The sequence below is a fragment of the Pseudonocardia sp. C8 genome, from assembly GCF_014267175.1.
GTDB lineage: Bacteria > Actinomycetota > Actinomycetes > Mycobacteriales > Pseudonocardiaceae > Pseudonocardia.
Genome location: NZ_JACMTR010000002.1, coordinates 2,397,995 through 2,419,281 on the forward strand (window position 1 = coordinate 2,397,995; position 21,287 = coordinate 2,419,281).

At 71.3% G+C, this 21,287-nt stretch carries 16 protein-coding genes; 12 read left to right on the forward strand and 4 right to left on the reverse strand.

The features are described from left to right. Positions 1-139: 139 nt before the first annotated feature. On the forward strand, positions 140-919 hold the full coding sequence (locus H7X46_RS11860) for an alpha/beta fold hydrolase (protein ID WP_186359459.1): 780 nt from the start codon (positions 140-142) through the stop codon (positions 917-919). 27 nt (positions 920-946) lie between these two features. Here the strand turns inward: H7X46_RS11860 and H7X46_RS11865 are convergent, their stop codons facing one another. Next, on the reverse strand, positions 947-2,200 hold the full coding sequence (locus H7X46_RS11865; RefSeq protein ID WP_186359460.1) for a CdaR family transcriptional regulator: 1,254 nt from the start codon (positions 2,198-2,200) through the stop codon (positions 947-949). A gap of 178 nt (positions 2,201-2,378) precedes the next feature. Between H7X46_RS11865 and H7X46_RS11870 the strand changes: the two genes are divergently transcribed. Next, positions 2,379-3,245, forward strand: a complete 867-nt coding sequence (locus H7X46_RS11870) for a helix-turn-helix domain-containing protein (protein WP_186359461.1) — start codon at positions 2,379-2,381, stop codon at positions 3,243-3,245. Here H7X46_RS11870 and H7X46_RS11875 read toward each other — a convergent pair. Then, positions 3,239-3,958 carry a TetR/AcrR family transcriptional regulator gene (locus H7X46_RS11875; RefSeq protein WP_370588715.1) on the reverse strand — a complete coding sequence of 240 codons (720 nt, stop codon included), beginning with the start codon at positions 3,956-3,958 and terminating at the stop codon, positions 3,239-3,241. The two genes, H7X46_RS11870 and H7X46_RS11875, sit on opposite strands and share 7 nt — an antisense overlap. 366 nt (positions 3,959-4,324) lie before the next feature. Between H7X46_RS11875 and H7X46_RS11880 the strand changes: the two genes are divergently transcribed. From H7X46_RS11880 to H7X46_RS11925, 10 genes are all read left to right on the forward strand, one after another. Beyond that, positions 4,325-5,410 carry a nitronate monooxygenase gene (locus tag H7X46_RS11880; RefSeq protein ID WP_186359463.1) on the forward strand — a complete coding sequence of 362 codons (1,086 nt, stop codon included), beginning with the start codon at positions 4,325-4,327 and terminating at the stop codon, positions 5,408-5,410. 29 nt (positions 5,411-5,439) lie between these two features. Then, positions 5,440-6,600 carry a CaiB/BaiF CoA-transferase family protein gene (locus H7X46_RS11885; protein ID WP_186359464.1) on the forward strand — a complete coding sequence of 387 codons (1,161 nt, stop codon included), beginning with the start codon at positions 5,440-5,442 and terminating at the stop codon, positions 6,598-6,600. Between the two features lie 34 nt (positions 6,601-6,634). Continuing rightward, positions 6,635-8,143, forward strand: a complete 1,509-nt coding sequence (locus H7X46_RS11890) for an aldehyde dehydrogenase family protein (RefSeq protein WP_186359465.1) — start codon at positions 6,635-6,637, stop codon at positions 8,141-8,143. Between the two features lie 48 nt (positions 8,144-8,191). Next, positions 8,192-9,067, forward strand: coding sequence for an SDR family NAD(P)-dependent oxidoreductase (locus tag H7X46_RS11895; RefSeq protein WP_186359466.1), 876 nt, complete (start codon positions 8,192-8,194; stop codon positions 9,065-9,067). Further along, positions 9,064-10,812 carry an AMP-binding protein gene (locus tag H7X46_RS11900; RefSeq protein WP_186359467.1) on the forward strand — a complete coding sequence of 583 codons (1,749 nt, stop codon included), beginning with the start codon at positions 9,064-9,066 and terminating at the stop codon, positions 10,810-10,812. Before H7X46_RS11895 ends, H7X46_RS11900 begins: the two co-directional genes overlap by 4 nt. A 26-nt stretch (positions 10,813-10,838) precedes the next feature. Then, positions 10,839-11,063: a hypothetical protein gene (locus H7X46_RS11905; protein WP_186359468.1), complete on the forward strand. Its 225-nt coding sequence runs from the start codon at positions 10,839-10,841 to the stop codon at positions 11,061-11,063. A gap of 11 nt (positions 11,064-11,074) precedes the next feature. Beyond that, positions 11,075-13,138, forward strand: a complete 2,064-nt coding sequence (locus H7X46_RS11910; RefSeq protein WP_370588716.1) for a hydantoinase/oxoprolinase family protein — start codon at positions 11,075-11,077, stop codon at positions 13,136-13,138. Further along, positions 13,135-15,081: a hydantoinase B/oxoprolinase family protein gene (locus H7X46_RS11915; protein ID WP_186359469.1), complete on the forward strand. Its 1,947-nt coding sequence runs from the start codon at positions 13,135-13,137 to the stop codon at positions 15,079-15,081. The genes H7X46_RS11910 and H7X46_RS11915 overlap by 4 nt, the downstream gene beginning before the upstream one ends. Beyond that, on the forward strand, positions 15,074-17,434 hold the full coding sequence (locus H7X46_RS11920; protein ID WP_186359470.1) for a xanthine dehydrogenase family protein molybdopterin-binding subunit: 2,361 nt from the start codon (positions 15,074-15,076) through the stop codon (positions 17,432-17,434). The genes H7X46_RS11915 and H7X46_RS11920 overlap by 8 nt, the downstream gene beginning before the upstream one ends. A 128-nt stretch (positions 17,435-17,562) precedes the next feature. Then, positions 17,563-19,062, forward strand: coding sequence for an aldehyde dehydrogenase (locus H7X46_RS11925; RefSeq protein WP_186359471.1), 1,500 nt, complete (start codon positions 17,563-17,565; stop codon positions 19,060-19,062). Positions 19,063-19,333: 271 nt separating this feature from the next. Here H7X46_RS11925 and H7X46_RS11930 read toward each other — a convergent pair whose 3' ends face one another. Together H7X46_RS11930 and H7X46_RS11935 are read right to left on the reverse strand one after the other, a co-directional pair. Beyond that, positions 19,334-19,828 carry a cupin domain-containing protein gene (locus tag H7X46_RS11930; RefSeq protein WP_186359472.1) on the reverse strand — a complete coding sequence of 165 codons (495 nt, stop codon included), beginning with the start codon at positions 19,826-19,828 and terminating at the stop codon, positions 19,334-19,336. A 114-nt stretch (positions 19,829-19,942) separates the two neighbouring features. After that, on the reverse strand, positions 19,943-21,079 hold the full coding sequence (locus H7X46_RS11935; protein WP_186359473.1) for an NDMA-dependent alcohol dehydrogenase: 1,137 nt from the start codon (positions 21,077-21,079) through the stop codon (positions 19,943-19,945). Positions 21,080-21,287: the final 208 nt, after the last annotated feature.

A 21,287-nucleotide genomic window follows, 5' to 3' on the forward strand; every position in this document is an offset into this window, starting at 1 on the left:
CGATCTGGCTGTTCGCCACCGGCGTGCGACCGCTTATCGTCGCCACCGAAATCCTCCGCCGAAAGGGGCGACGATGCCGATATCCGTGCGCGATGCCGAGCCCACTGGTGCCATCCGGGAAAAGACAGAACATCTTCGGATGTGGGGTCTGGACGTCCACGTGTCCGTGCGTGCCGGCCATCCCGGGACCACCCCGCTCCTGCTGCTGATGGGGATCGGCGGCAACACCGGGATGTGGGAGCCTCTGCGCGGCCTGCTGGGCCGCGACCGGACGACGATCGCGTTCGACGTGCCCGGCACCGGACGGTCGTCCCCGACGGCGGTGCCGCTCCCGCTGCCGGTGGTCGGCCGCATCGCCACGCGCGTGCTCGACCACGTCAGCGTCGGCCGGGCGGACCTGCTCGGAGTCTCCTGGGGCGGCCTGCTCGCCCAGCAGGTCGCGCTGGTCTCCCGGGCACGGGTGCGCCGATCGGTGCTGGCGAACACCAACTTCGGCGTGACCAGCATCCCGCCCACCCCGTCGGCGCTGCGGACGCTGCTGTCCGGCCGTCGCTACCGCGACCCCGCCTCGTTCGCCGAGGCCCTGGTGCAGCTCGGCGGCGGGACGGCGACGGACGACCTGCGCGCGCACGTCGAGGCACGGTTCGCGCACCCGCCCACCCGGCGGGGCTACCTGTACCAGGCACTGGCGAGCGTGACCTGGACGAGCCTGCACGCGCTGCCGCTGCTGCGGACGCCGACCCTGCTGCTGGCCGGCGAGCACGACCAGGCCATCCCGCTGGCCAACGCCCGCATCATGCGACGTCTCATCCCCGGTGCCGAGCTGACGGTCGTTCCCGGCGGCGGGCATCTCATGCTGTTCGAGCGCGCCGCCGACCTCGCTCCGGTGATCACCGGCTTCCTCGACCGCGACGGATGATGCGCGACCGCCGCCGCCGGCCGCCGGTCAAGTGGTCGGCGGCGGGTACAGCACGGCGGCGCCCAGCCAGTGGCAGGTCTGCAACGCCAGCTCCAGGTCGACCCGGCGCTCCCGGATGCTGTGTCCCAGCATCTGTTCCGCGCGGCGGATCCGGTACTGCACGGTGTTCTTGTGGCAGCCCAGCCGTTCGGCGGCCGCGTTCAGGCTCCCGCCGGTGTCGAGGAACGCGATGATGCTCTCCCGGAGCCGGCCGTGTGCCTCGTCGTCCACGGCCAGGTCACCGAGTTCCTCCCGCACCCATTCGCGGGCCCGGTCGAGGTCCTGGCAGACGAAGCTGACCCCGGCCACCGACGCGTACGGGGTGACGGTCGCCGCTCCACCGCCCGCCGCCAGCGCGACGGACTGCGCGGTCGCGGCCCGGCGGTGGGTCCGCGCGAAGCCGTCGATCCCGGGGGCCGGGTCGCCTACCGCGCCACGCAGTGTCGTGCCGGCATCGACCAGGAGGGGGTTCAGCACGTCGGCACCGTTCCCGTGGCGGCCCGGCGGCAGCGTCAGCCAGGCCCACACCGTCGCCTGGTCGCGCGCCACGACCAGCGGCGGCTCGTGACACCCGAGCAGGCCGGCGTACCGGCCGACCAGGCGCTGCAGCTGCAGCAGTCCGGAGCCGTCCGGGCTCGCGCCGTCCCAGACGATCACTCCGAGGTGCCGGCCGGTCAACCGGTATCCCAGGGCCGCCTCCACCTGGGTCCGGTCACCGACGCGCCCGGCGAGCAGGTCCTCGATCCGCTCCGCGCGCACCGCGTCCTGCTGCCGCAGCCACCGCTGCCGCTCGACCTCGTAGCTCGACGCGACCCGCTCGCAGATGTGGTCGACGTAGGCGTTGAGCAGCGTGCTCGCCGTGGTCATGCGCCGGGCGAGCTCGTCGGTCGAGCCGCTGTCCCCGGCCAGCTCCTCGATGCTGAACTCCAGCACCCGTGCGGTGCACAGGTGGTAGGCCCGCCACAGGACGCTCAGCGGGATGCCCCGCTGGGCGAGCTGCAACGCCCACTGCAGCGCGCCCGCGGGCGGATCGACGAGCCGGACGTCGACCGGTTGCTCCCACAGGTGCTGGATCGCCGACACGTTCGACTCGATGCTGGCCCGCAGTCTGCCGACGACCTGCTCGTCACCGTCCTGCAGCTCGGTGATCTGGACCAGCAGCATGGCGACCATGTCGTCGACCAGCTCGGGACCGTGCCGGGCGAGGGCGTGGGCCAGCGGCGTCAGGTCCACGGTCCTCATCGACGTCGCCCCCGGAAGCCTTCGTTGCGGGCACCATGGCACCGGGACCACAGTGTCCGCAACGTGCGCAGGTGGATCACCCCGGCGAAGGGGGCTCCGTGGGGAGAACCGACCCGATCCGCTGCGGGGGAGTGATTCCTCCCTGCCGCAGCCCGGCGGGGGCGTCCAGGATGGGGCCATGAGTGGCCGTCATAGCGAGCTGGGGGAGTTCCTCAAGGTGCGTCGGGCCGAGATCGGCCCGCGCGAGGCGGGGCTACCCGACGTCGGCACACGCCGCGTGCCCGGCCTGCGCCGGGAAGAGGTCGCGTTGCTGGCGGCGATCAGCACTGACTACTACACGCGGATCGAGCAGGGCCGGATCCGCGCGTCGGAGCCGGTGCTCGAGGCCATCGCCCGGGTGCTGCAGCTCGACGAGGACCACCGCGGATACCTGTTCGAGCTGGCGGGCAAGGACCCTGCGCCCCCGCGCCGGCGGACGGCGCAACGCGTGCAGCCACAGCTGCGGCGGCTGCTCGACGACCTCACGACCACGCCGGCGGTCGTCCTCGGCCGGCGGATGGACGTGCTGGAGTGGAACCGGATGGCCGCGGCCCTGATCATCGACTTCGGAGGGATCCCGGTGCGGCACCGCAACTTCGTCCGGCTGGCGTTCCTGGAGCCGTCCGTGCGTGCGCTCTACCCGCAGTGGGACGACGTCGGGCACATGTGCGTGGCCCAGCTGCGAAGGGAGGCCGCACACGCCCCGGAGGACCCGCGGCTGGCCGAACTCGTCGGCGAGCTGTCGGTGCGCGACGAGGACTTCCGCCGCTGGTGGGGGACCCATCATGTGGCGACCCGCAGCGTCGGCACCAAGTTGTACCGTCACCCGGACGCCGGTGATCTGACACTGGACTGGGACACCCTGACGTGCACCACGGACCCCGAGCAGCAGCTGGTCGTCTGGACCGCGGAGCCCGGAAGCCGGTCCGAGGAGGGGCTGCGCTTCCTGGCGTCCTGGACGGCGGCCGACCGGGACCGCGTCGGGGAGACCACCTCGGGTCAGTGAGGCTCCCGGGTGGGCGGGGGCGGTGGGGTGAAGACCGGAACGGCCGCACCGGCCGGACCGGGAGCGTCCGGCCGCACGCGTGTCACCCCGCCGGTGAGCGCGTTGCGCACGAGCCGCTCGGCCGTGGCCACGGTCTCCTCGAGCCCGCCCCGCTCGGGTTTCCACCACTCCGGTGCCCAGTTCACCGCGCCCATCAGGAACATCCGGGCCCCGTGCGGGTCGAGCCCGGGGTCGAGCTCCCCGGCCTCGTGGGCAGCCATGATCAGGCTCCGCCAGAGATCGCCGTAGGCGCGGTGCTCCCGCAGCTGCCGTGCCCGCACGTCCGGGGGGAGTTGCGCCATGGTCCGCATCGCCGCCGCGGTGTAGGCGGACTCCTTGAGGACCATCTCGAGGTGGCCGCCGAACGCGGCGCAGATCCGGTCCATGGCCGTCGCGTCCGCCGGTAGTGCGGCCAGCTTGGCCCGCACGCGTTCCTCGGCCAGCCGTCCGCCGATGAGGACCACTTCCTCCAGGATCGCCTCGCGCGAGTCGAAATAGTAGTAGACGGCCGGAACACGGAGGTCCGCGGCCGCCGCGATCTCCGCCAGCCGGGTACCGGCGAACCCGTCCCGGCTGAGGATCTCCGCGGCGGCGTCGAGGATGCGGCGCCGGGTCTTCTCCGACTTGCGCTCCCGGCGGGCGCCATTCCCGGACGGTTCCGGCGTGGTGTTCACGGAGCCACCTTTCACGACGGTGTCGCGGACGGCCCGGCGCGGTCCGCGCCGGGGCGTCCAGTCTGACGGAGGGGTGGGGGTCGACGACCACCACGGGCCGTGTCCGGATCGACGGCCGGTGAGAGCGATTCTAACAGTCACTCGAGAGTCCTTGCGCAAATTTCGAGCGACTGCTAGAAAATAGGTCATCAGCGGCGGGTGGTGCAGTCCGGTGCACCACCCGGCCCGGTCGGAGCGGCGTGCCCGCCCGCCAGAGATACATCATGCACGATCGAACCCGGTTGCGGATGTCCAGGCGGAGAGCGCCGGACGCCGACAGCTCGTCCGGCCCGGAGCGGTCCGGACCCGTCCGAAGGGAAGTGCGCCGTGGCGCCCCAGCTCCGAACGCCCCTCTGTGACCTGCTCGGGATCGAGGTTCCGATCATGCAGGCGGGGATGGGCGGTGTCGCCTACGGCCGGCTGGCCGCGGCCGTCTCGAACGCGGGTGGACTCGGCTCGATCGGTGGGATCGACATCCCGCTGGAGGAGGTCGACGCCGAGATCCGGCTGTTCCGGTCGCTCAGCGACGGCCCGCTCTGCGTGGATCTCGGGTTCCCGGCCAACGCCCCGCAGGGGCTCGACGACGTCGAGGTCCCGCCGCTACCGGGTCCGCTGCGACAGCTCAAGCGCGAGCTCGACGAGCACGGCGTCGAGCTCGCCCCGACCCACGACCAGGCCATCAGCCTGGCCGACAACAAACGCAAGCTCGAGATCTCGCTCGACCACGGGGTCGAGGTGATCGCCTGCGGGCTCGGCACCCCGCGCTGGGTGGTCGACCTGTGCCACGAGCGGGGCGCGAAGGTGATGAGCATCGTCGGGCAGGCCAAGCACGCCCGCAGCGCCATCCGGAACGGCACCGACGTCGTCATCGTCCAGGGCACCGAGGGTGGCGGGCACAGCGGTGACGTCGGGCTGATCACGCTGCTTGCCGAGGTGCTGGAGTTCGCGACCGTACCGGTGGTGGCGGCCGGTGGGCTGGTGAAGGGCGATCAGATCGCGGCCTGCCTCACGATGGGCGCCCAGGGCGCCTGGGTCGGCACCCGGTTCCTGGCCAGCACCGAGGCCGGCTCGGAAGACGTCTTCAAGGAGGCCGTCGTCGACGCGGAGTACGACTCGACGCTCCGGTCGTTGCTGTTCGACGGCCTGTACGTCCGGATGCTGCGCAACCGGTTCACTGAGGTCTGGGAAGGCCACGAGGACGAGCTCAGCCCCTACCCCGTCCAGCGGGTACTCACGATGCCGTTCAAGTACGCCGCGATGAAGGCGAACCTCAAGTCGCACATGAGCCTGCCCTCCGGGGCGGGCGCCGGGATGATCATCGACATCCCGGGGGCCGCCGAGATCCTCGAGCGCCTGGTCACGGAGACCGTGGAGGCGCTCCGGTCGGTCGGCAAGACGGTCCAGTTCGGTTGAGCCGGACGCATCGGAGGGGAGAGACGACGATGGGGCCGCTCGAAGGTGTGCGGGTCGTGGAGCTCGGGTCGATCGGCCCCGGCCCGTGGTGCGCCATGATGCTCAGCGACATGGGCGCGGAGGTGATCCGTGTCGATCGTCCTGCCGACGTCGACGGCGGAGCCGGCCGGCCCTACGACTTCGTCCATCGCCGGGGGCGCCGCTCGATCGGGGTCGACCTGAAGCATCCGGGCGGCGCCGAGGTCGTGCTGCGGCTGGTCGAGCGCGCGGACGTGCTGATCGAGGGCAACCGCCCAGGAGTGGCCGAGCGGCTCGGTGTCGGGCCCGACGCCTGCCTGGAACGCAATCCTCGCCTCGTCTACGGCCGGATGACCGGCTGGGGCCAGGACGGGCCGCTGGCCCAGGTTCCCGGGCACGACATCAACTACCTGGCGCTGTCCGGGCTGCTGCACGCGATCGGGCCGGCCGACCGTCCGGTGCCACCGTTGAACCTGGTCGGCGACTACGGCGGTGGTGGGATGCTGCTGGCGTTCGGCGTCGTCTGTGCGGTGCTGGAGGCGGCCCGGTCCGGGCAGGGGCAGGTGGTCGACGCCGCGATGGTCGACGGTGCCTCGTTGCTCGGGTCGATGTTCCACGGCCTGGCGCAGGTCGGCGGCTGGCACGATCGCCGGGAGGCGAACCGCCTCGACGGCGGGGCACCGTTCTACGGAACCTACGAGACCGCCGACGGCCGCTGGCTCGCCGTCGCGGCGAACGAGCCGCAGTTCTACGCGGTCTTCGTCGAGGCGCTCGGGCTGTCGCTCGACGCACTGCCGCCGCAGATGGACGAGACCTCGTGGCCGGGGACCCGGGAGCGGTTCGCCCGGATCCTCCGTGGCCGGACCCGTGACGAGTGGGTCGAGCACTTCCGCGGTCGCGAGACGTGCGTGTCACCCGTCCTCACGCTGTCCGAGGCGCTGCACCACGAGCACAACGTCGACCGCGCCGCGTTCGTCCCGGTCGACGGCGTGCTGCAGGCCGCCCCCGCGCCGCGGTTCGGACGGACCCCGGGCGCCGTCGCCGGTGGGGCGGCGCGACCGGGCGAGCACACCGACGCCGTGCTCGCCGACTGGGGCTTCGTCCCCACCGAGATCGACCGACTCGGCCGGGCGGGAGCGGTCGTCCGGCTCGAGAACGCAGCCACCGGCTGAACCGACGCACGAAGCGAAGCGTGAGGAGACCGCGATGGCGCGGGACAGGCACACGACGACCACGGTCGACCAGCCCGGATCGTCCGGCACCACCGAGGCGCGCGAGTTGCGGGTCCCACACTCGGACGACGTGTTCGTCGGGGGCAGGTGGAGGGCCTCGTCCGGGGGCCGTCACACCACCGTCGTCTCACCGGCGACCGGGGAGGCCGTCGCGGACGTCCTGGCGCCGACGCCCGAGGACGCCACCGCCGCGGTGGACGCCGCCGTGGCGGCCGCGAACGGACCGTGGCCCACGACGGCGGTCGAGGACCGGGTGGCGGTGTGCCGCCGCTTCACCGGGCTCCTCGAGGAACGGCTCGACGAGATCGGGCGGACCTGGGCCCTGGAGTCCGGCATCCCGGTCCGCTGGGGGCGCACCCTGCACCGGTTCGCGGCCAGGGTGGCCTGGCGCACGGCCCTGGACGCCGCGCCGGCAGCCCTGGCCGCCGAGTGCCGATCGACCCCGGTCGGCGAGGTCGTGATCGAACGAGTCCCGGTCGGGCCGGTGCTGGCGGTCATGCCCTACAACGGGCCGTTGGCCACCCTCGGCAGCAAGGTCGTCCCGGCACTCCTGGCGGGGGCCCCCGTCGTGGTCAAGGCCGCGCCGGAGTCCGCACTGACGATGCGCGTGGTCGCCGAGTGCGCCGAGGCCGCCGGTTTCCCGGACGGCGTGCTGAGCATCCTCGCCGCGGACGTCGACGTCTCGCGGCACCTGGTACGGGACCCGCGCATCGAGCTGATCTCCTTCACCGGCGGACCCCGCACGGCGGCGGAGATCCTGCGGGAGACCGCCGACCGGTTGCCCCGCACGGTCTTCGAGCTCGGCGGCAAGTCGCCCGCGGTGCTGCTCGACGACGTGGACCTCGAGCGGGTCCTCCGCCCGCTGGTGGCCGGATCGATGAGCGGGTCCGGGCAGGTCTGCGCGACGCTGTCCCGGATCGTGGTGCCGGCACACCGGCACGACGAGATCGTCCACGCCCTCGCTGCGGCCTACCGCGGTCTGCGGATCGGAGACCCGTCGGACCCCGCCACGGAGCACGGCCCGCTGGTGAACCGGGCCGCGCTGGAGCGGGCGGCCGGGTTCGTGGACGCCGCGCGCGCCCGCGGCGCGCGGGTGGTGACGGGCGGTCGCCGCCCGGCGGGTTTCGACGCCGGCTGGTACTACGAGCCGACCCTGATCACCGGGGTCGGTGAGGACGACCCGCTGGTGCAGGACGAGGTCTTCGGGCCGGTCATCGTCGTCCAGCCGCACGCGGGTGTCGACGACGCGGTGCGGATCGCGAACGGCACCGCGTACGGCCTGGCCGCGAGCGTGTTCGGCACGGATACCGACCGCGCCCGTGCGGTGGCCCGCCGCGTCCGCGCCGGCTCGGTCGCGGTCAACACCTTCGGTCCGACGATGTCGGCGCCCTTCGGCGGGGTGAAGCGTTCGGGTTGGGGCCGCGAGTGCGGTCCGGAAGGCATCCGGGAGTTCACCGAGGTCAAGCAGGTTCAGCTGGGCTGAGCAGGCCCACCACCACATACGACGGACGACCGCAGGAGGACGACGAGCATGGCCGTACAGACCGCACTGGTGACCGGCGGGGCGAGCGGCATGGGCCGGGCGACCGTCGCCCGGCTCCTCGACCGCGGTTTCGACGTGGTGATCGCCGACCTGAACGAGGAGGTCGCGGACACGGCGCTCACCGAGCTCGCGCAGGACGGGGCGGGCGAGCGCGTGTCGTTCGTCCGCACCGACGTCAGCAGCGAGCCCGACTTCGAGGCCGCGATCGCGCGGGCCGTGGAGCGGCACGGGACGCTCGACGTCCTGGTCAACGCGGCCGGTGTCGGTGGGGCGTTCGGTCCGTTGACCGACATCGAGGTCGAGGACTGGGACTACACGTTCGACGTCCTGCTCCGGAGCGTGTTCATCGGGCTCAAGCATGCCGGGCGGGTCATGCGGGCGCAGGGCACCGGTGGCGCCATAGTGAACTTCGGGTCGATCGGCGCCCAGGCGGCGGGTGTCGGCCTGCAGCCGTACTCGGTCGCGAAGGCCGGCGTCGAGCACCTGACCCGGATGGCGGCCTACGAGTACGCGCCGGACAACATCCGGGTCAACGCGGTGTCGCCGGGCATCATCACGACGCCGCTGATCGGCCTCACCGAGGCCGACCTGCAGCCACTGCTCGGAACGGTGCAGCCGCTCCCGGTGGCCGGTGTTCCGGACCACGTCGCCGGCGTGGTGGCGTTCCTCGTCGGCGAGGACGCCCGCTTCATCACCGGCGAGGTCGTCACCGTCGACGGCGGGATCATGGCCGCCGGGCCGCAGCTGCGCGACCTCGTGAACAACAACCCCGCGCTGCGCGGCTACGTAGGCGTCAACCGGGGCAGTACCGGGGTCAAGGCGACCATCCACAAGAAGCTCGACGTGGCGGAGGGGTCCCGGTGAGCGCGTCGTCGATCGCCGAGCGCCGGGCCGATCTGGAGCGCGAGTTCGGGCCGTGGCGCCCGGTGACGACCGACGAGAACTTCGAGCGGGCCGCCGCCCGATTCGGGCCGCGCCCGTACCTCATCGCGGGGGACCGGAGCTTCACCTACGACGACGTCCTGGCGCGCACGCACCGGTACGCCGACGGCCTCGCCGCCCTCGGCGTCCGGCCGGGCGACCACGTGGCCGTGCTGATGGCGAACTACCCGGAGTACGCCCCGCTGAAGTTCGCGATCTCGCGGGCCGGGGCCGTGGCGATCCCGCTGAACTACCTGTACCGGACCCACGAGCTGGGCTACGTCCTGGAGCAGTCCTGCGTCCGCGTGCTGATCACCATGACCTCGTACCGGGACCTCGACTACCTCGCCATGCTCGACGAGCTCGCTCCCGGCTGGGAGGGTGAGGGCCCCACCGGTCTCGGCGAGCTGCAGCGTGTGATCACGTTCGCCCCGGACGGAAGGCAGGAGGGACGCGAGGGCGTCCTGGATCTCGACGGGCTGGAGTGCATCGGCCGGGAGAGCCCCGGTGCCACCACCGGCGGACTCCGCGGACCCGACGACGTCTCCGACATCATGTACACGTCGGGGACGACCGGCCAGCCGAAGGGCGTGCAGCTCACCCACGACGCTCTCCTGCGTCAGTCCTACGGGTCGGCCTACTGCCGCGCACTGCCCGACGGCAACCGCGTCGTCTACGCACTGCCCTGCTACCACATGTTCGCCTACGAGCAGGGCGTCACCGCGACGACGTTCGTCGGCGGGGCGATGCTGCCCCAGCCGCGGTTCGACCCGCGCGAGTACCTGGAGGCGATCGAACACCACCGCGTCACCGACGTTCTCGCAGTACCGACCATGAGCGTCGCACTCGTCGAACACCCGGACCGGGAGCGGTTCGACCTGAGTCCGCTGACCCGGATGCTCTCGGCCGCCGCGGTGGCGCCGACCTGGCTGTGGGGCCGGATCCGGGACGATCTCGGAGTCACCGAGCTCACCACGGCCTACGGCATGACCGAGGTCGGCGGTGCGACCGTCATGACCTCGCCGGACGACCCGCTGGAGGTGCCCGCGACCACGGTCGGCCGACCGAAGCCAGCCGGGGCCGCGGGACTGCCCGACCGGGACGGCCGGATCGTCGAGTACCGGCTGCTGGACCCGGTGACCGGCGAGGAGGTGGGCCCGGGCGAGGTCGGTGAACTGGTGTCCCGCGGGCCGACGACCATGGTCGGCTACTGGAACCGCCCGGACGCCACCGCCGAGGTGCTGCGCGGGGAGTGGATGCACTCCGGCGACCTCGGCCGGTTCACCCCGGACGGTTCCCTGGTCGTCACCGGTCGCTCCAAGGACCTGTTCAAGAGCGGCGGCGAGCTGGTCATGCCCAAGGAGGTCGAGGATCTCCTGACCGCCCAGCCCGGGGTCAGCCAGGCCTTCGTCGTCGGCGTGCCCGACGACCGCTGGGGCGAGGCCGGAGCCGCGTTCCTGGTCCCCGAGCCCGGTGCGACGCTCGACCCGGGGACCCTGCTCGAAATCTGCCGGGCGCACCTGGCCCGGTTCAAGGTGCCCCGGCACGTGTTCGTCGTCGACGGTGACCAGATCCCGCAGACCCCCACCGGCAAGGTCCGCAAGTTCGAGCTCGTTCCGAAGGCCCAGGAACTGCTCGGCCCGGACGGAGCAGCGCAGGTACGCACCCTGCACACCGTCGACCGCTGATCGCCGCAACTTCAAAGGAGAAGTCCATGGCCATCGCCCATCCCCGTCCCACCGAGCCGACCGTGTCCGTGCACCGGGAACCCGTCGACGGCACCTGCCGCCGCTGCAGCGCCGCCGAGCTGCAGGCCTACCCGGTGCTGACCGAGGGCGGCTGGTTCGACGTCGTGAAGTGCGCGAACTGCCTGCACGACGTGAGCCGGACGCCCGGGCCGCTGCTCGGGCCGATCGAACTGCTGGCCGACCGGATCTGAGGAGCAGACCAGTGGCAGACGAGAACGCCATGATCGGAGTCGATGTCGGCGGCACCTTCACCGACATCGTGTCCATCACCGACGGACGGATCGAGACCGTGAAGGTCGCGACCGACGTCGTCGAGACGTACAAGGGGGTGCTGGCAGGAGCCGAGGAGGTCGGCGTCGCGGACGCCGCGGTGTTCAACCACGCCAGCACCCACGGCCTCAACGCGATCATCACGCGGCGGGTGCCGAAGGTCGCGTTCCTGACCACCGAGGGGCACCGGGACATGCTGGACATGGCCCGCGCCTGGCGCCCGCCGGAGGCCAACACCGATCCCCGCTGGCACCGCAGCTTCGGTGACGTCACCGCGCCGGTCGTGCCGCGCTACCTGCGCCGGGGCATCCGGGAGCGGATCGGCGCCGACGGCTCGACGGTCATCGAGCTCGACGAGGCCCAGGCTCGCAAGGAGCTGCGGGTCCTGGCCCGGTGCGCGGTCGACGGGGTCGCGATCTGCCTGATGAACTCCTACGTGGACGGCCGACACGAACGGCGGCTGCGCGAGCTGGTGGCCGAGGAGCTCGGCGACGTGGCGGTCTCGGTCTCCAGCGAGGTCTCGCCGCTGGCGCGCGAGTACCCGCGGGCCTCGACGACGGTCGTCGACGTGCTGATGAAGCGGATCTACGGGCCGTACACCCGGGAGCTGGCGTCCGGCCTTGAGGGGCTCGGGTTCACCGGTGACCTGAACTTCGCCGACTGCGCGGCCATGCTGGCGCCGGTCGACGTCGCGATGCAGCGGCCGTCGCGGATCGTGTTCTCCGGACCGGCCGCCGGCACGGTGGCGTGCGCGCACCTGGGAACGCTGATCGACGAGCCGAACCTGCTCTGCGCCGACATCGGGGGCACCTCGACCGACATCAGCATCGTCACGGGGGGCAAGCCGTTCGTCAGCACGACGTTCGAGCTCGAGCACGACCTGATCGTGAACACGCTGTCGAACGAGATCGTCAGCGTCGGGGCCGGCGGCGGCAGCATCGTCAGCATCACCCCGACCGGTGAGGTGAAGGTCGGGCCGGAGAGCGCCGGCGCCGACCCCGGCCCGGCCTGCTACGGCCGCGGCGGCGAGGTGCCGACGACCACCGACACGTTCCTCATGCTGGGCGTGCTCGACCCCGACCGGTTCGCCGCCGGGCGGGCGCGGCTCGACGTCGACCTGGCACGGGCGGCGTTCGACAAGCTGGAGACGCAGACGAGCCTGAGCGAGCGGGTCCGGTTCGCCTACCGGATGGCGCTCAACAACGTCGCCGAGGGCATCGTCGACGTGCTCGTCAAGAACGGCGTCGACCCGCGCGACCACGCGCTGGTCGCCTACGGTGCGGCGGGCCCGATGATGCTCCCGGCCCTGCTCGAGCAGCTGCACGTCAAGAGCGTGATCGTCCCGCCGCACCCGGGCCTGTTCTCCGCGCTGGGGCTGGTGAGCGCCGACCAGGTGCACGCCGACAGCCGTACCTCCTACTCCGTCCTCACGCCGGACTCCGCCGGTGACATCGACGCGATCTACGCCGAGATGGAGGAGTCGATGCGCCGCTCGCTCGGTGCCGACGCCGACCGGGTGACCTTCACGCGGACGTTCGACGGCCAGCTCATGGGGCAGGTCTGGGAGACGCCGTTCGTCGACGTGCCGGGCGGGACGATCACGCCGGAAGCCGTCCAGACGATGATCACGAACTTCCACGACGCCTACGAGCAGCGCTCGGGCAACCGGTTCGAGGCCATGCCGGTGCAGGGCGTCACCTACCGGCTCACCGCCGTCGTGCCGACCGCCAAGGTCGACTACCCGCGTCCGGTGCAGCGGCCGGCGGACCAGCCGCTGCGCCCGTCCGGCTCGATCACGGTGCGGCACCTCGAGGACCACGATCTGCCCGCCGCCGAGTACGAGCGCGACGCCCTGATGCTCGGTGACGTCATCGAGGGCCCGGCCGTCGTCCGGGAAGCCATGTCGACCACGTTCGTCCCGCCGGGTCTGGTCGCGCGGGTCGGCACGGTCGGCGAACTCGTCATCACCCGCGCCGCCGAAGGAGCCGACGCATGACCACGATCGCACCCGAGCCGCTGCTGCGTGACCTGCCCGACGACGTCTTCGCCGAGCGCTACGACTGCGACCGGTTCACCGCATCGGTGCTGTCCAACCGGCTTCGCTACGCCGCCCAGCACGTGACCACCGGGCTGCTGCACCGGGCCTTCTCGCCGATCATCGCGCTCTGCTACGACTTCGCGGCCTGCGTGTGCGGACCGCCGGAGCAGGACTACGCGATGAGCGCGGTGACCAACGGCCTGTCGATCTTCCTCGGCACCATGTCTGCCGGGGTCAAGGTCGCGGTCGAGGAGTACGGGCCGGAGAACCTGCAGCCCGGTGACCTGCTGGTCTGCAACGACGTCTACCGGATGGGCAACCACTACAACGACGTCTGCTTCATCCGGCCGGTGTTCCACGAGGGCCGGATCGCGAGCTTCATCGCGCTGCGGGCCCACCAGCTCGACGTCGGCGGTGTCGCGCCCGGCGGGTTCTCGGCCTCGAAGCACAACATCTACGAGGACGGCCTGTCGATCAGCCCGCGGCTGCTCTACCGGGCCGGGAAGCCGGTCCGCGAGACGTTCTCACTGATCTTCGACAACGTGCGGATGGCGGAGATGATGCTCCCCGACTTCCACACGATGCAGGGCTGCTGCACCCTCGGCGAGCAGCTGATCCAGGAGATCATCTCCCGGTACGGGATCGAGGCCTACCTCGGCAGCCTGCGGTACAGCTGCGACGCCTCGGCCGAGAGCATGCGCCGCGCGTTCGCCGCGCTGCCCGACGGCGACTGGAGCGGCAGCGGTTCGCTGGACGCCGACGGGGTCGACGCCAGCGAGGAGTACACCGTCACCCTGACCCTCAAGAAGCGAGGGGAGAAGGTGGAGGTCGACTTCAGCGGCTCCTCGCGGCAGGCGCGCACCTGCATCAACGCCGGGGCACTCGACGCCAAGACCGCCGTCGGGGTTGCACTGAAGATGCTGCTCTCCCCGGAGAGCGAGTTCACCTCCGGCACGTTCCGCGGCGTCGACCTGGTCCTCCCTCCCGGCTCCATGGTCAGCGCGCTTCCGCCGGACGGCGCGGTGTTCTGCTACTACGAGGTGTCCGCGCTCATCAACACCGTGCTGTTCAAGGCACTCGGGTCGGTGCTCGGCGAGGCGGCGCTGGGTGGGGACTTCGGGGCCGCCTACGTGCACAACGCCAGCGGTGTGCACCCGGACGGCACGCCGTGGTTCTGCGCCGCGCTCGCGGGCGGCGAGCACGGGCCGCGCGGCGGTTCCAGCGCCGGTGACGGCGACGGGTTCTCCTGCAGTTACGTGTTCAACCTGATGTCGCCATCGTCGGAGTCGCTGGAGGCAGACTTCCCGTTGCGGATCATGCGTCGGGAGTTCGTCCCGGACACCGCCGGGCCCGGACTGAACCGGGGCGGGGCCTCCGTCGCCAAGGACGTCCTCTACACCGGTCCCGGGCAGCACCAGGCGATCCCGCTGCGGTTCCGGCACGCGGCCGGGGTCGGGGTCGACGGCGGCCGGGACGGCGCCCTGGGCGGAGTCTGGATCTTCGGTCGGGACGGCGCGCCCACCACCGGCGCCGACACCTTCATCGGGGTCGGTGAGCAGGACTACGCCGCCGCCACGGCGGTCGCGGGAACGCTGGACCCGGAGACCAAGGCCCCCGATCCGCAGGGGGAGTACTTCTACTACGCGCGCGAGGCCGTCTGGAACTCCGCGGCCGGTTCGACCTGGCGCTACCTCACCAACGGCGGCGGCGGGTGGGGTGACCCGTTCGCGCGCGATCCCGAGCGGGTCAAGCGCGACGTCCGCGACGAGTACGTGACGATCGAGGGCGCGGAGCGGGAGTTCGGCGTCGTGATCACCGGGGACCCGCACAACGATCCGGAGGGGCTGCAGGTCGACGTCGCCGCGACCGAGGCGCTCCGCGCGAAGCGCCGCGATGGCTGAGACGGCCCGCGGGTCGATCCTCGGGACCCGCGTGCGGCGGGTCGAGGACCTGGAGCTGATCACCGGGGCGTCGACGTTCGTCGGCAACCTGGCCGTCGACGGCCTGCTCCACGCCGTGTTCGTCCGCTCCCCGCTGGCCCACGGCCAGGTGCTCGGCATCGACACCGCTGCGGCGGTGTCGATGCCGGGCGTGGTGGCGGTGTTCACGGCTGCGGATCTCGACCTTCCCGCCCACCACTTCCACCGCTTCATGGTGCTGAACCCGGCGATGGCCCGACCGCCGCTGGCGGTCGACCGGGTCCGGTTCGCCGGCGAGGCGGTGGCGGTGGTCGTCGCCGAGTCGCGGGCCGCGGCGGTGGACGCCGCCGAGCTGGTGGAGGTCGACTACGACCCGCTTCGGGTCGTCGTGGACCCGGAGCAGGCCCTGGAGCCCGACTCCGAGCCGCAGTTCCCGGAGCACGGTTCGAACCTCGCTGCCGGTCTCCGCGCCGCCGACGGGCCGGACCCGCTCGCGGGTGCCGACGTCGTCGTCCGCGCCCGGATGGTGAACCAGCGGCTCGCCGTCGTGCCGATGGAGGGGGACGCGATCGTCGCCGACCCGTCCGGTGACGAGGCCCACGAGCTGGTGGTACACCTCGCCACCCAGCAGCCGCACGGCGTCCGCGACCAGCTGTGCGAGGTACTCGGACTCGAGCGAGAGCGGGTCCGTCTGATCGCGCCGCACGTCGGCGGCGGGTTCGGCGCGAAGGCCGGGCTGCTCGCCGAGCACACGGTCGTGATCGGCGCGGCACGCGCGCTGGGCTGTCCGGTCGCCTGGGTGCAGACGCGGTCGGAGAACATGGTGTCGATGCCCCACGGCCGCGGCCAGGTCGCGTACTACGAGCTCGGGTTGACCAGGTCCGGGCGGATCACCGGGCTGCGGGCCCGGGTCGTCGGCGACGCCGGCGCCTACGCCGGATTCGGCGGTGCGCTGCCGATCCATCTCACGTACCTGATGGCATCCGGGGTCTACGACATCCCGGTGGTCGCCTACGACGCCGCGGCCGCGGTGACCAACACGACCCCGACGGGTGCGTTCCGCGGTGCCGGGCGGCCCGAGGCGGCCGCCCACCTGGAACGGATCATGGACATGGCCGCCGTCGAGCTCGGGATCGACCCGGTCGAGCTCCGTCGCCGCAACCTGCTCGCTCCGACGGTGTTCCCGCACACGACCCCGACCGGGGCGATCTACGACAGCGGCGACTACGACAAGCCGCTCCGGGAGGCGTTGCGCCTGGCCGGCTACGACCGGCTCCGCGCGGAACAGCGCACCCGGCGGGAGAACGGCGACACCGTGCAGCTCGGTGTCGGCGTCGCGGTCTACGTGGAGATCACCGCGGTCGGAGCGCCCTCCGAGTACGGCTCGGTGCATGTGCACCCGGACGGATCGGCGACGGTCTCGGCCGGGACCTCCGCTCACGGGCAGGGGCACGCCACGTCGTTCGGCATGATCGTCTCGGACACACTAGGCATCCCGCTGGACCGGATCAGCTTCGTGCAGTCGGACACCGCGGCCGTTCCCCGCGGTGGCGGTACGGGCGGGTCACGCTCCCTGCAGCTCGGTGGTAGTGCCGTGTCGGGGGCGGCGCACGCCGTGCTGGAGCAGGCCCGCCGGCATGCGGCGACGATTCTCGAGGCGGCCGTCGACGACATCGAGCTCACCGCGGACGGTGCGTTCGGTGTGTCCGGGGTGCCGTCGGCGACGGTGACCTGGTTGCAGGTCGCCGCCACGGCGGCCGAGGCGGGGGAGGAGCTCGTCGCGGGCATCGACGTGACCCAGGACGGCTCCACCTACCCGTTCGGTGCCCACGTGGCGGTCGTCGAGGTGGACACCGACACGGGCCGGGTCACCCCGCTGCAGCACGTCGCCGTCGACGACTGCGGCCGCGTCCTGAACCCGCTGCTGGTCGAGGGGCAGCAGCACGGCGGACTCGCCCAGGGCATCGCCCAGGCGTTGTGGGAGGAGGTCCGCTACGACGAGGAGGGGCAACCGGTCACCTCGACCCTGGCCGACTACCGGATACCGAGCGCCGCGGACCTGTTCGGGTTCGACACCGCGACGACCGAGACCCCGACGCCACTCAACCCGCTGGGTGCCAAGGGGATCGGCGAGTCGGCGACGATCGGCTCCACGCCCGCCGTGCAGAACGCGGTGGTGGATGCGTTGGGCCACCTCGGTGTACGGCACATCGACCTGCCGTGCACCCCGGAGCGGGTGTGGCGGGCCGTCCAGGACGCCCGAGCCGGGTGCCTCGCCGATCCCTGGCGGGAGCCGCCCGCCGCGTTCGCGGACCTGCCGGTTCGCGGAAGCTGAGCGTGCCGCCACGAGTACCGGGCCCTGGCGGACTGGCGCTCCAGGGCGCAGGGTGGCCGCTCCAAGGTTGCTCGAGCTCGCCATCCAACGGTAGATTAAGTAAAATATTTAATACTTGGAGGTAGCGGATGCCGACGAGCGTGCGGGAGGCCAGAGAGGCGCTGCGGGTCGAGGCCGGCCGGCTCTTCATCGGTGGTGAGTGGGTCGACTGGGACGGACCGAGGTTCGACCAGCTGCACCCGTCCGACAACACCGCCGTGGCGAGCATTGTGGAGGCCGGCGCCCGAGGCGTGGATGCTGCGGTGGGCGCTGCTCGCTCCGCGTTCGACGACGGCCCGTGGCCGCGGATGCCGGCGCAGGACCGGAAGCGCGTCCTGCAGCAGTTCATCGAGCGCATCTTCGAGCTCGAGGACGAGCTGGCGGAGCTGCAGACGCTCGACAACGGGATCCCCATCTCGTTCGGTCGCGGCTCACGGGTGTCCGGCCGGGCGGCGGCCAATGTCTTCGACCACTACGCCGGCTGGGCCGACAAGATCAACGGCGAGACCTACCCGCAGTTCACGAGCGCCTCGAACATGCACTACATGTCGTACCGGGAGCCGGTCGGCGTGGTAGGTGTGATCCTGCCGTTCAACGGGCCGATGCTGACGTTCGCGACGAAGGTCGGTGCGGCGCTGGCGTGCGGTTGCACGGTCGTCGTGAAACCGTCGGAGTACACCAACCTGGCCGTCACGAGGCTGGCGGAGATCATCGCCGACAGTGACCTCCCGCCCGGTGTGTTCAACCTCGTCACCGGGGCCGGCGAGGCGGGCGCTGCGCTCGCGACACATCCTGGTGTGGACAAGGTGACGTTCACCGGCAGCAGCGCGGTGGGGGAGTCGATCGTGGCTGCGAGCGGCTCGAACATGAAGCGGCTGTCCCTGGAGCTCGGTGGCAAGAGCGCCGCGCTGGTCTTCCCGGACACGCGGAGCGTGGAGCGGACGGCGTCGACGCTGATGGGGCTGTGCTCCACCTTCCTGTCCGGGCAGATCTGCTCGACCCCGAGCCGCGCGGTCGTGCACCGGTCGATCGTGGACGAGTTCGTCCATCATGCCACCAACCAGGTCAAGCAGATGCGGTTCGGGGACCCCTTCGATCCCGCCACGACGTCCGCGCCGTTGATCTCCCGCCGGCAGCAGCGACGCGTCCTCGACTACATCGAGAGCGGCGTCGCGGAGGGTGCGACGCTCGCGTTCGGCGGCGACGCTCCCGGCGGTGACCTCGCGGACGGCAACTGGGTCAACCCGGCCCTGTTCACCGACGTGACGGCCGACATGCGCGTCGTGCGTGAGGAGATCTTCGGCCCGGTCCTCTGCGTCATCCCGTTCGACACCGAGGAGGAGGCGATCCGCATCGCGAACGACAGCGAGTACGGTCTGGCGGGGTGCGTGTTCTCCACCGACGTCACGCGTGCGTTCCGGGTCGCGCGTGCGATCCGGAGCGGCTCCATCGGGATCAACGGCTACGCGAGCGTCCCGAACGCGCCGATGGGTGGGGTGAAGCGGTCGGGTGTCGGTCGCGAAGGTGGCTGGGAGTCCATCGAGGCGTTCACCGAGCTGAAGACCATCAACATCAACTTCGACGCATAGCGGATCCCGGCTGACGGCCGGGGGCGCGTTCTCGGTACCGGCTCCCGGGCGGGCGGCGACGCCTGCCCGCGTCGGCTGCCCGGGCCGCAGCGCATCACCATGCTGCCACCGACACCGAGGGCCGTCCGGTGACCGCCGTGACCGTCCTGCATCGATCAGGACGTGATGCGGTTCCGCGTGACGAAGCGGAGCGGCGGGGTGACGTCCTCGTCGCTGTCGTGGAGGTCGACGTCGGTCGTGTCTCGACCTGTCGGGCGAGGAAGGCGCCGGGTCAGGAAGACTTCTGCTCGGTGTACATGTCGAAGTTACCTCCGAAGAACGCCCCGCGGCCGACCGGCTTCGCCCTGGTCACCGCGCAGAACATCACGGCGGGCTCGTCGCCGGTGGCCCGCCAGCTGTGCACGACACCGCGATCGATCACGATGTCGCCCTCGCTCAGCGAGACCGGGCCGGTCTCGAGCTCGAGCGTGACCTCGCCCTTGATCACGATCACGTAGTCGATGCTGTCCGTGGCGTGCCAGGCGGAGGGCTGGCCCGGAACAGCGGTGAACATGAGCAGGAAGCTGGAGGCGTTGAACGCGTCGGTCGTGAACGGCTCGGCTCGCTCGTCGTTGCGGCTGTTGTCCACCGGGAAGTCATCGGTCCGCCACAGAACGACCGGGTCTCCGTCAGCTCCGGGCACCTGCTCCACCGGGGAGTCGGAGATGACGCAGGACTTCTCTTCGTTGTTGATTCCGGTGACGACGCGGCGGTTCTTGAAAGACATTGCACTCCTCTTTCAGGTGATTGCGGACTGATCTTCGACCCTGGTCGGGGCGCCCGTCGGCGACGAGCCGACTCGGACTGCGACCGTCCGTTCCGGATGGTGTGCGCTGACGCCCTAGTCGTGGAGGATCACTCCGCGAATGATCTTGCCGTCGATCATGTCCTGGTAGCCCTCGTTGACGTCTTCGAGGCGGTAGGTCCTGGTTCGCAGCTCGTCGAGCTTGAGGATTCCTGCGTCGTAGAGCCGGAGCAGTTTGACGATGTCGTAGTGCGGGTTGAGGGTGCCGAACATCGAGCCCTTGATGGTTTTCTCGTACTTCGTCATGACTGCGCCCGATACGTGGATCGTCAGGTCCTCGGGGGCGCCGAGACCGGTCACCACGACCGTGCCGCCCTTGCCGACCACGTCGAACGCGTCCTGGACGACCTTCTCGCGAACGACGCCGACGGTGACCAGGGCCTGGTCCGCGCCCTGGCCCCAGGTGATCTCGTTGACCTTCTCGGCAGCCTCCACCGGGTCGGTGAACGCGTGGGTGGCGCCCAGCTTCAGCGCGGTCTCCCGCTTGAACTCGACCGGGTCCACGACGACGACGTACTTCGCGCCGGCGTGCGCGGCGCCCTGTACCGCGTTGATCCCGATCCCGCCGACCCCGTAGACGACCACGGTGTCCCCGACATGGACCGCACCGGCCGACGTCGCCGTGCCCCATCCGGTGGGCACCCCGCAGCCGACCAGGACCGCGGACTCCAGCGGCAGCCAGTCGTCGATCTTGATCACCGACTGCTGCTGCACCGTCGCGTACCGGGAGAAAGTGCCGAGCATCGCGATGCTGCCGTATCCACGACCGTCGTCGTCGGTGTACCGGAACTTCCCGTCCGGGAACGTCCCGTCCATCGAGTTCGCGCCCCAGTCACAGAGGCTGGTACGGCCGGTCGCGCAATACCGGCACGCACCGCATGCCGGCATGAAACTGCACACGACGTGGTCGCCGGGTGCGAGACGGGTGACCCCTGGCCCGACGGCCTCGATGACGCCGGCGCCCTCGTGGCCCACGACGATCGGTTTGCGACCACCGAGCACCGGTGTCCTCCCGTCCTTGACACCGTCGATCATGTGGAAGTCCGAGTGACACAACCCGGACGCCACGAATCGGATCTGGACCTCGTTCAGCCCGGGATCGGCAACGTTGAGTTCCCGCAGCGCGAATTCGGCACCGCCCTGGTCGACCACCGCAGCAAGGGTTCTCTTCATGAGCGATTCCTTCGTCATCGATACCGTGACCTGGGCGCGGCGGCGACCGCCACCCGGCTGCCGGCGTCACCACCAGCGGTCCCGCCGGACCGAAGATCGACCACCACACCGGGTGAGCGTCTGCGAGGCATCGCGTTCGGTGTGAGTTTTCTAGCAGGTGCTCGAAAGCTGCGCAACGCTCTGCCCTACGTGGAGTCGAGAGAGAGGG

What these genes read in the sequence shown, in the direction of transcription:
- H7X46_RS11860 (WP_186359459.1), top strand. Translation starts at nt 140, where the DNA reads ATGTGGGGTCTGGACGTCCACGTGTCCGTGCGTGCCGGCCATCCCGGG.
- H7X46_RS11865 (WP_186359460.1), bottom strand. Translation starts at nt 2,200, where the DNA reads ATGAGGACCGTGGACCTGACGCCGCTGGCCCACGCCCTCGCCCGGCAC.
- H7X46_RS11870 (WP_186359461.1), top strand. Translation starts at nt 2,379, where the DNA reads ATGAGTGGCCGTCATAGCGAGCTGGGGGAGTTCCTCAAGGTGCGTCGG.
- H7X46_RS11885 (WP_186359464.1), top strand. Translation starts at nt 5,440, where the DNA reads ATGGGGCCGCTCGAAGGTGTGCGGGTCGTGGAGCTCGGGTCGATCGGC.
- H7X46_RS11890 (WP_186359465.1), top strand. Translation starts at nt 6,635, where the DNA reads ATGGCGCGGGACAGGCACACGACGACCACGGTCGACCAGCCCGGATCG.
- H7X46_RS11895 (WP_186359466.1), top strand. Translation starts at nt 8,192, where the DNA reads ATGGCCGTACAGACCGCACTGGTGACCGGCGGGGCGAGCGGCATGGGC.
- H7X46_RS11905 (WP_186359468.1), top strand. Translation starts at nt 10,839, where the DNA reads ATGGCCATCGCCCATCCCCGTCCCACCGAGCCGACCGTGTCCGTGCAC.
- H7X46_RS11915 (WP_186359469.1), top strand. Translation starts at nt 13,135, where the DNA reads ATGACCACGATCGCACCCGAGCCGCTGCTGCGTGACCTGCCCGACGAC.
- H7X46_RS11920 (WP_186359470.1), top strand. Translation starts at nt 15,074, where the DNA reads ATGGCTGAGACGGCCCGCGGGTCGATCCTCGGGACCCGCGTGCGGCGG.
- H7X46_RS11925 (WP_186359471.1), top strand. Translation starts at nt 17,563, where the DNA reads ATGCCGACGAGCGTGCGGGAGGCCAGAGAGGCGCTGCGGGTCGAGGCC.
- H7X46_RS11930 (WP_186359472.1), bottom strand. Translation starts at nt 19,828, where the DNA reads ATGTCTTTCAAGAACCGCCGCGTCGTCACCGGAATCAACAACGAAGAG.
- H7X46_RS11935 (WP_186359473.1), bottom strand. Translation starts at nt 21,079, where the DNA reads ATGAAGAGAACCCTTGCTGCGGTGGTCGACCAGGGCGGTGCCGAATTC.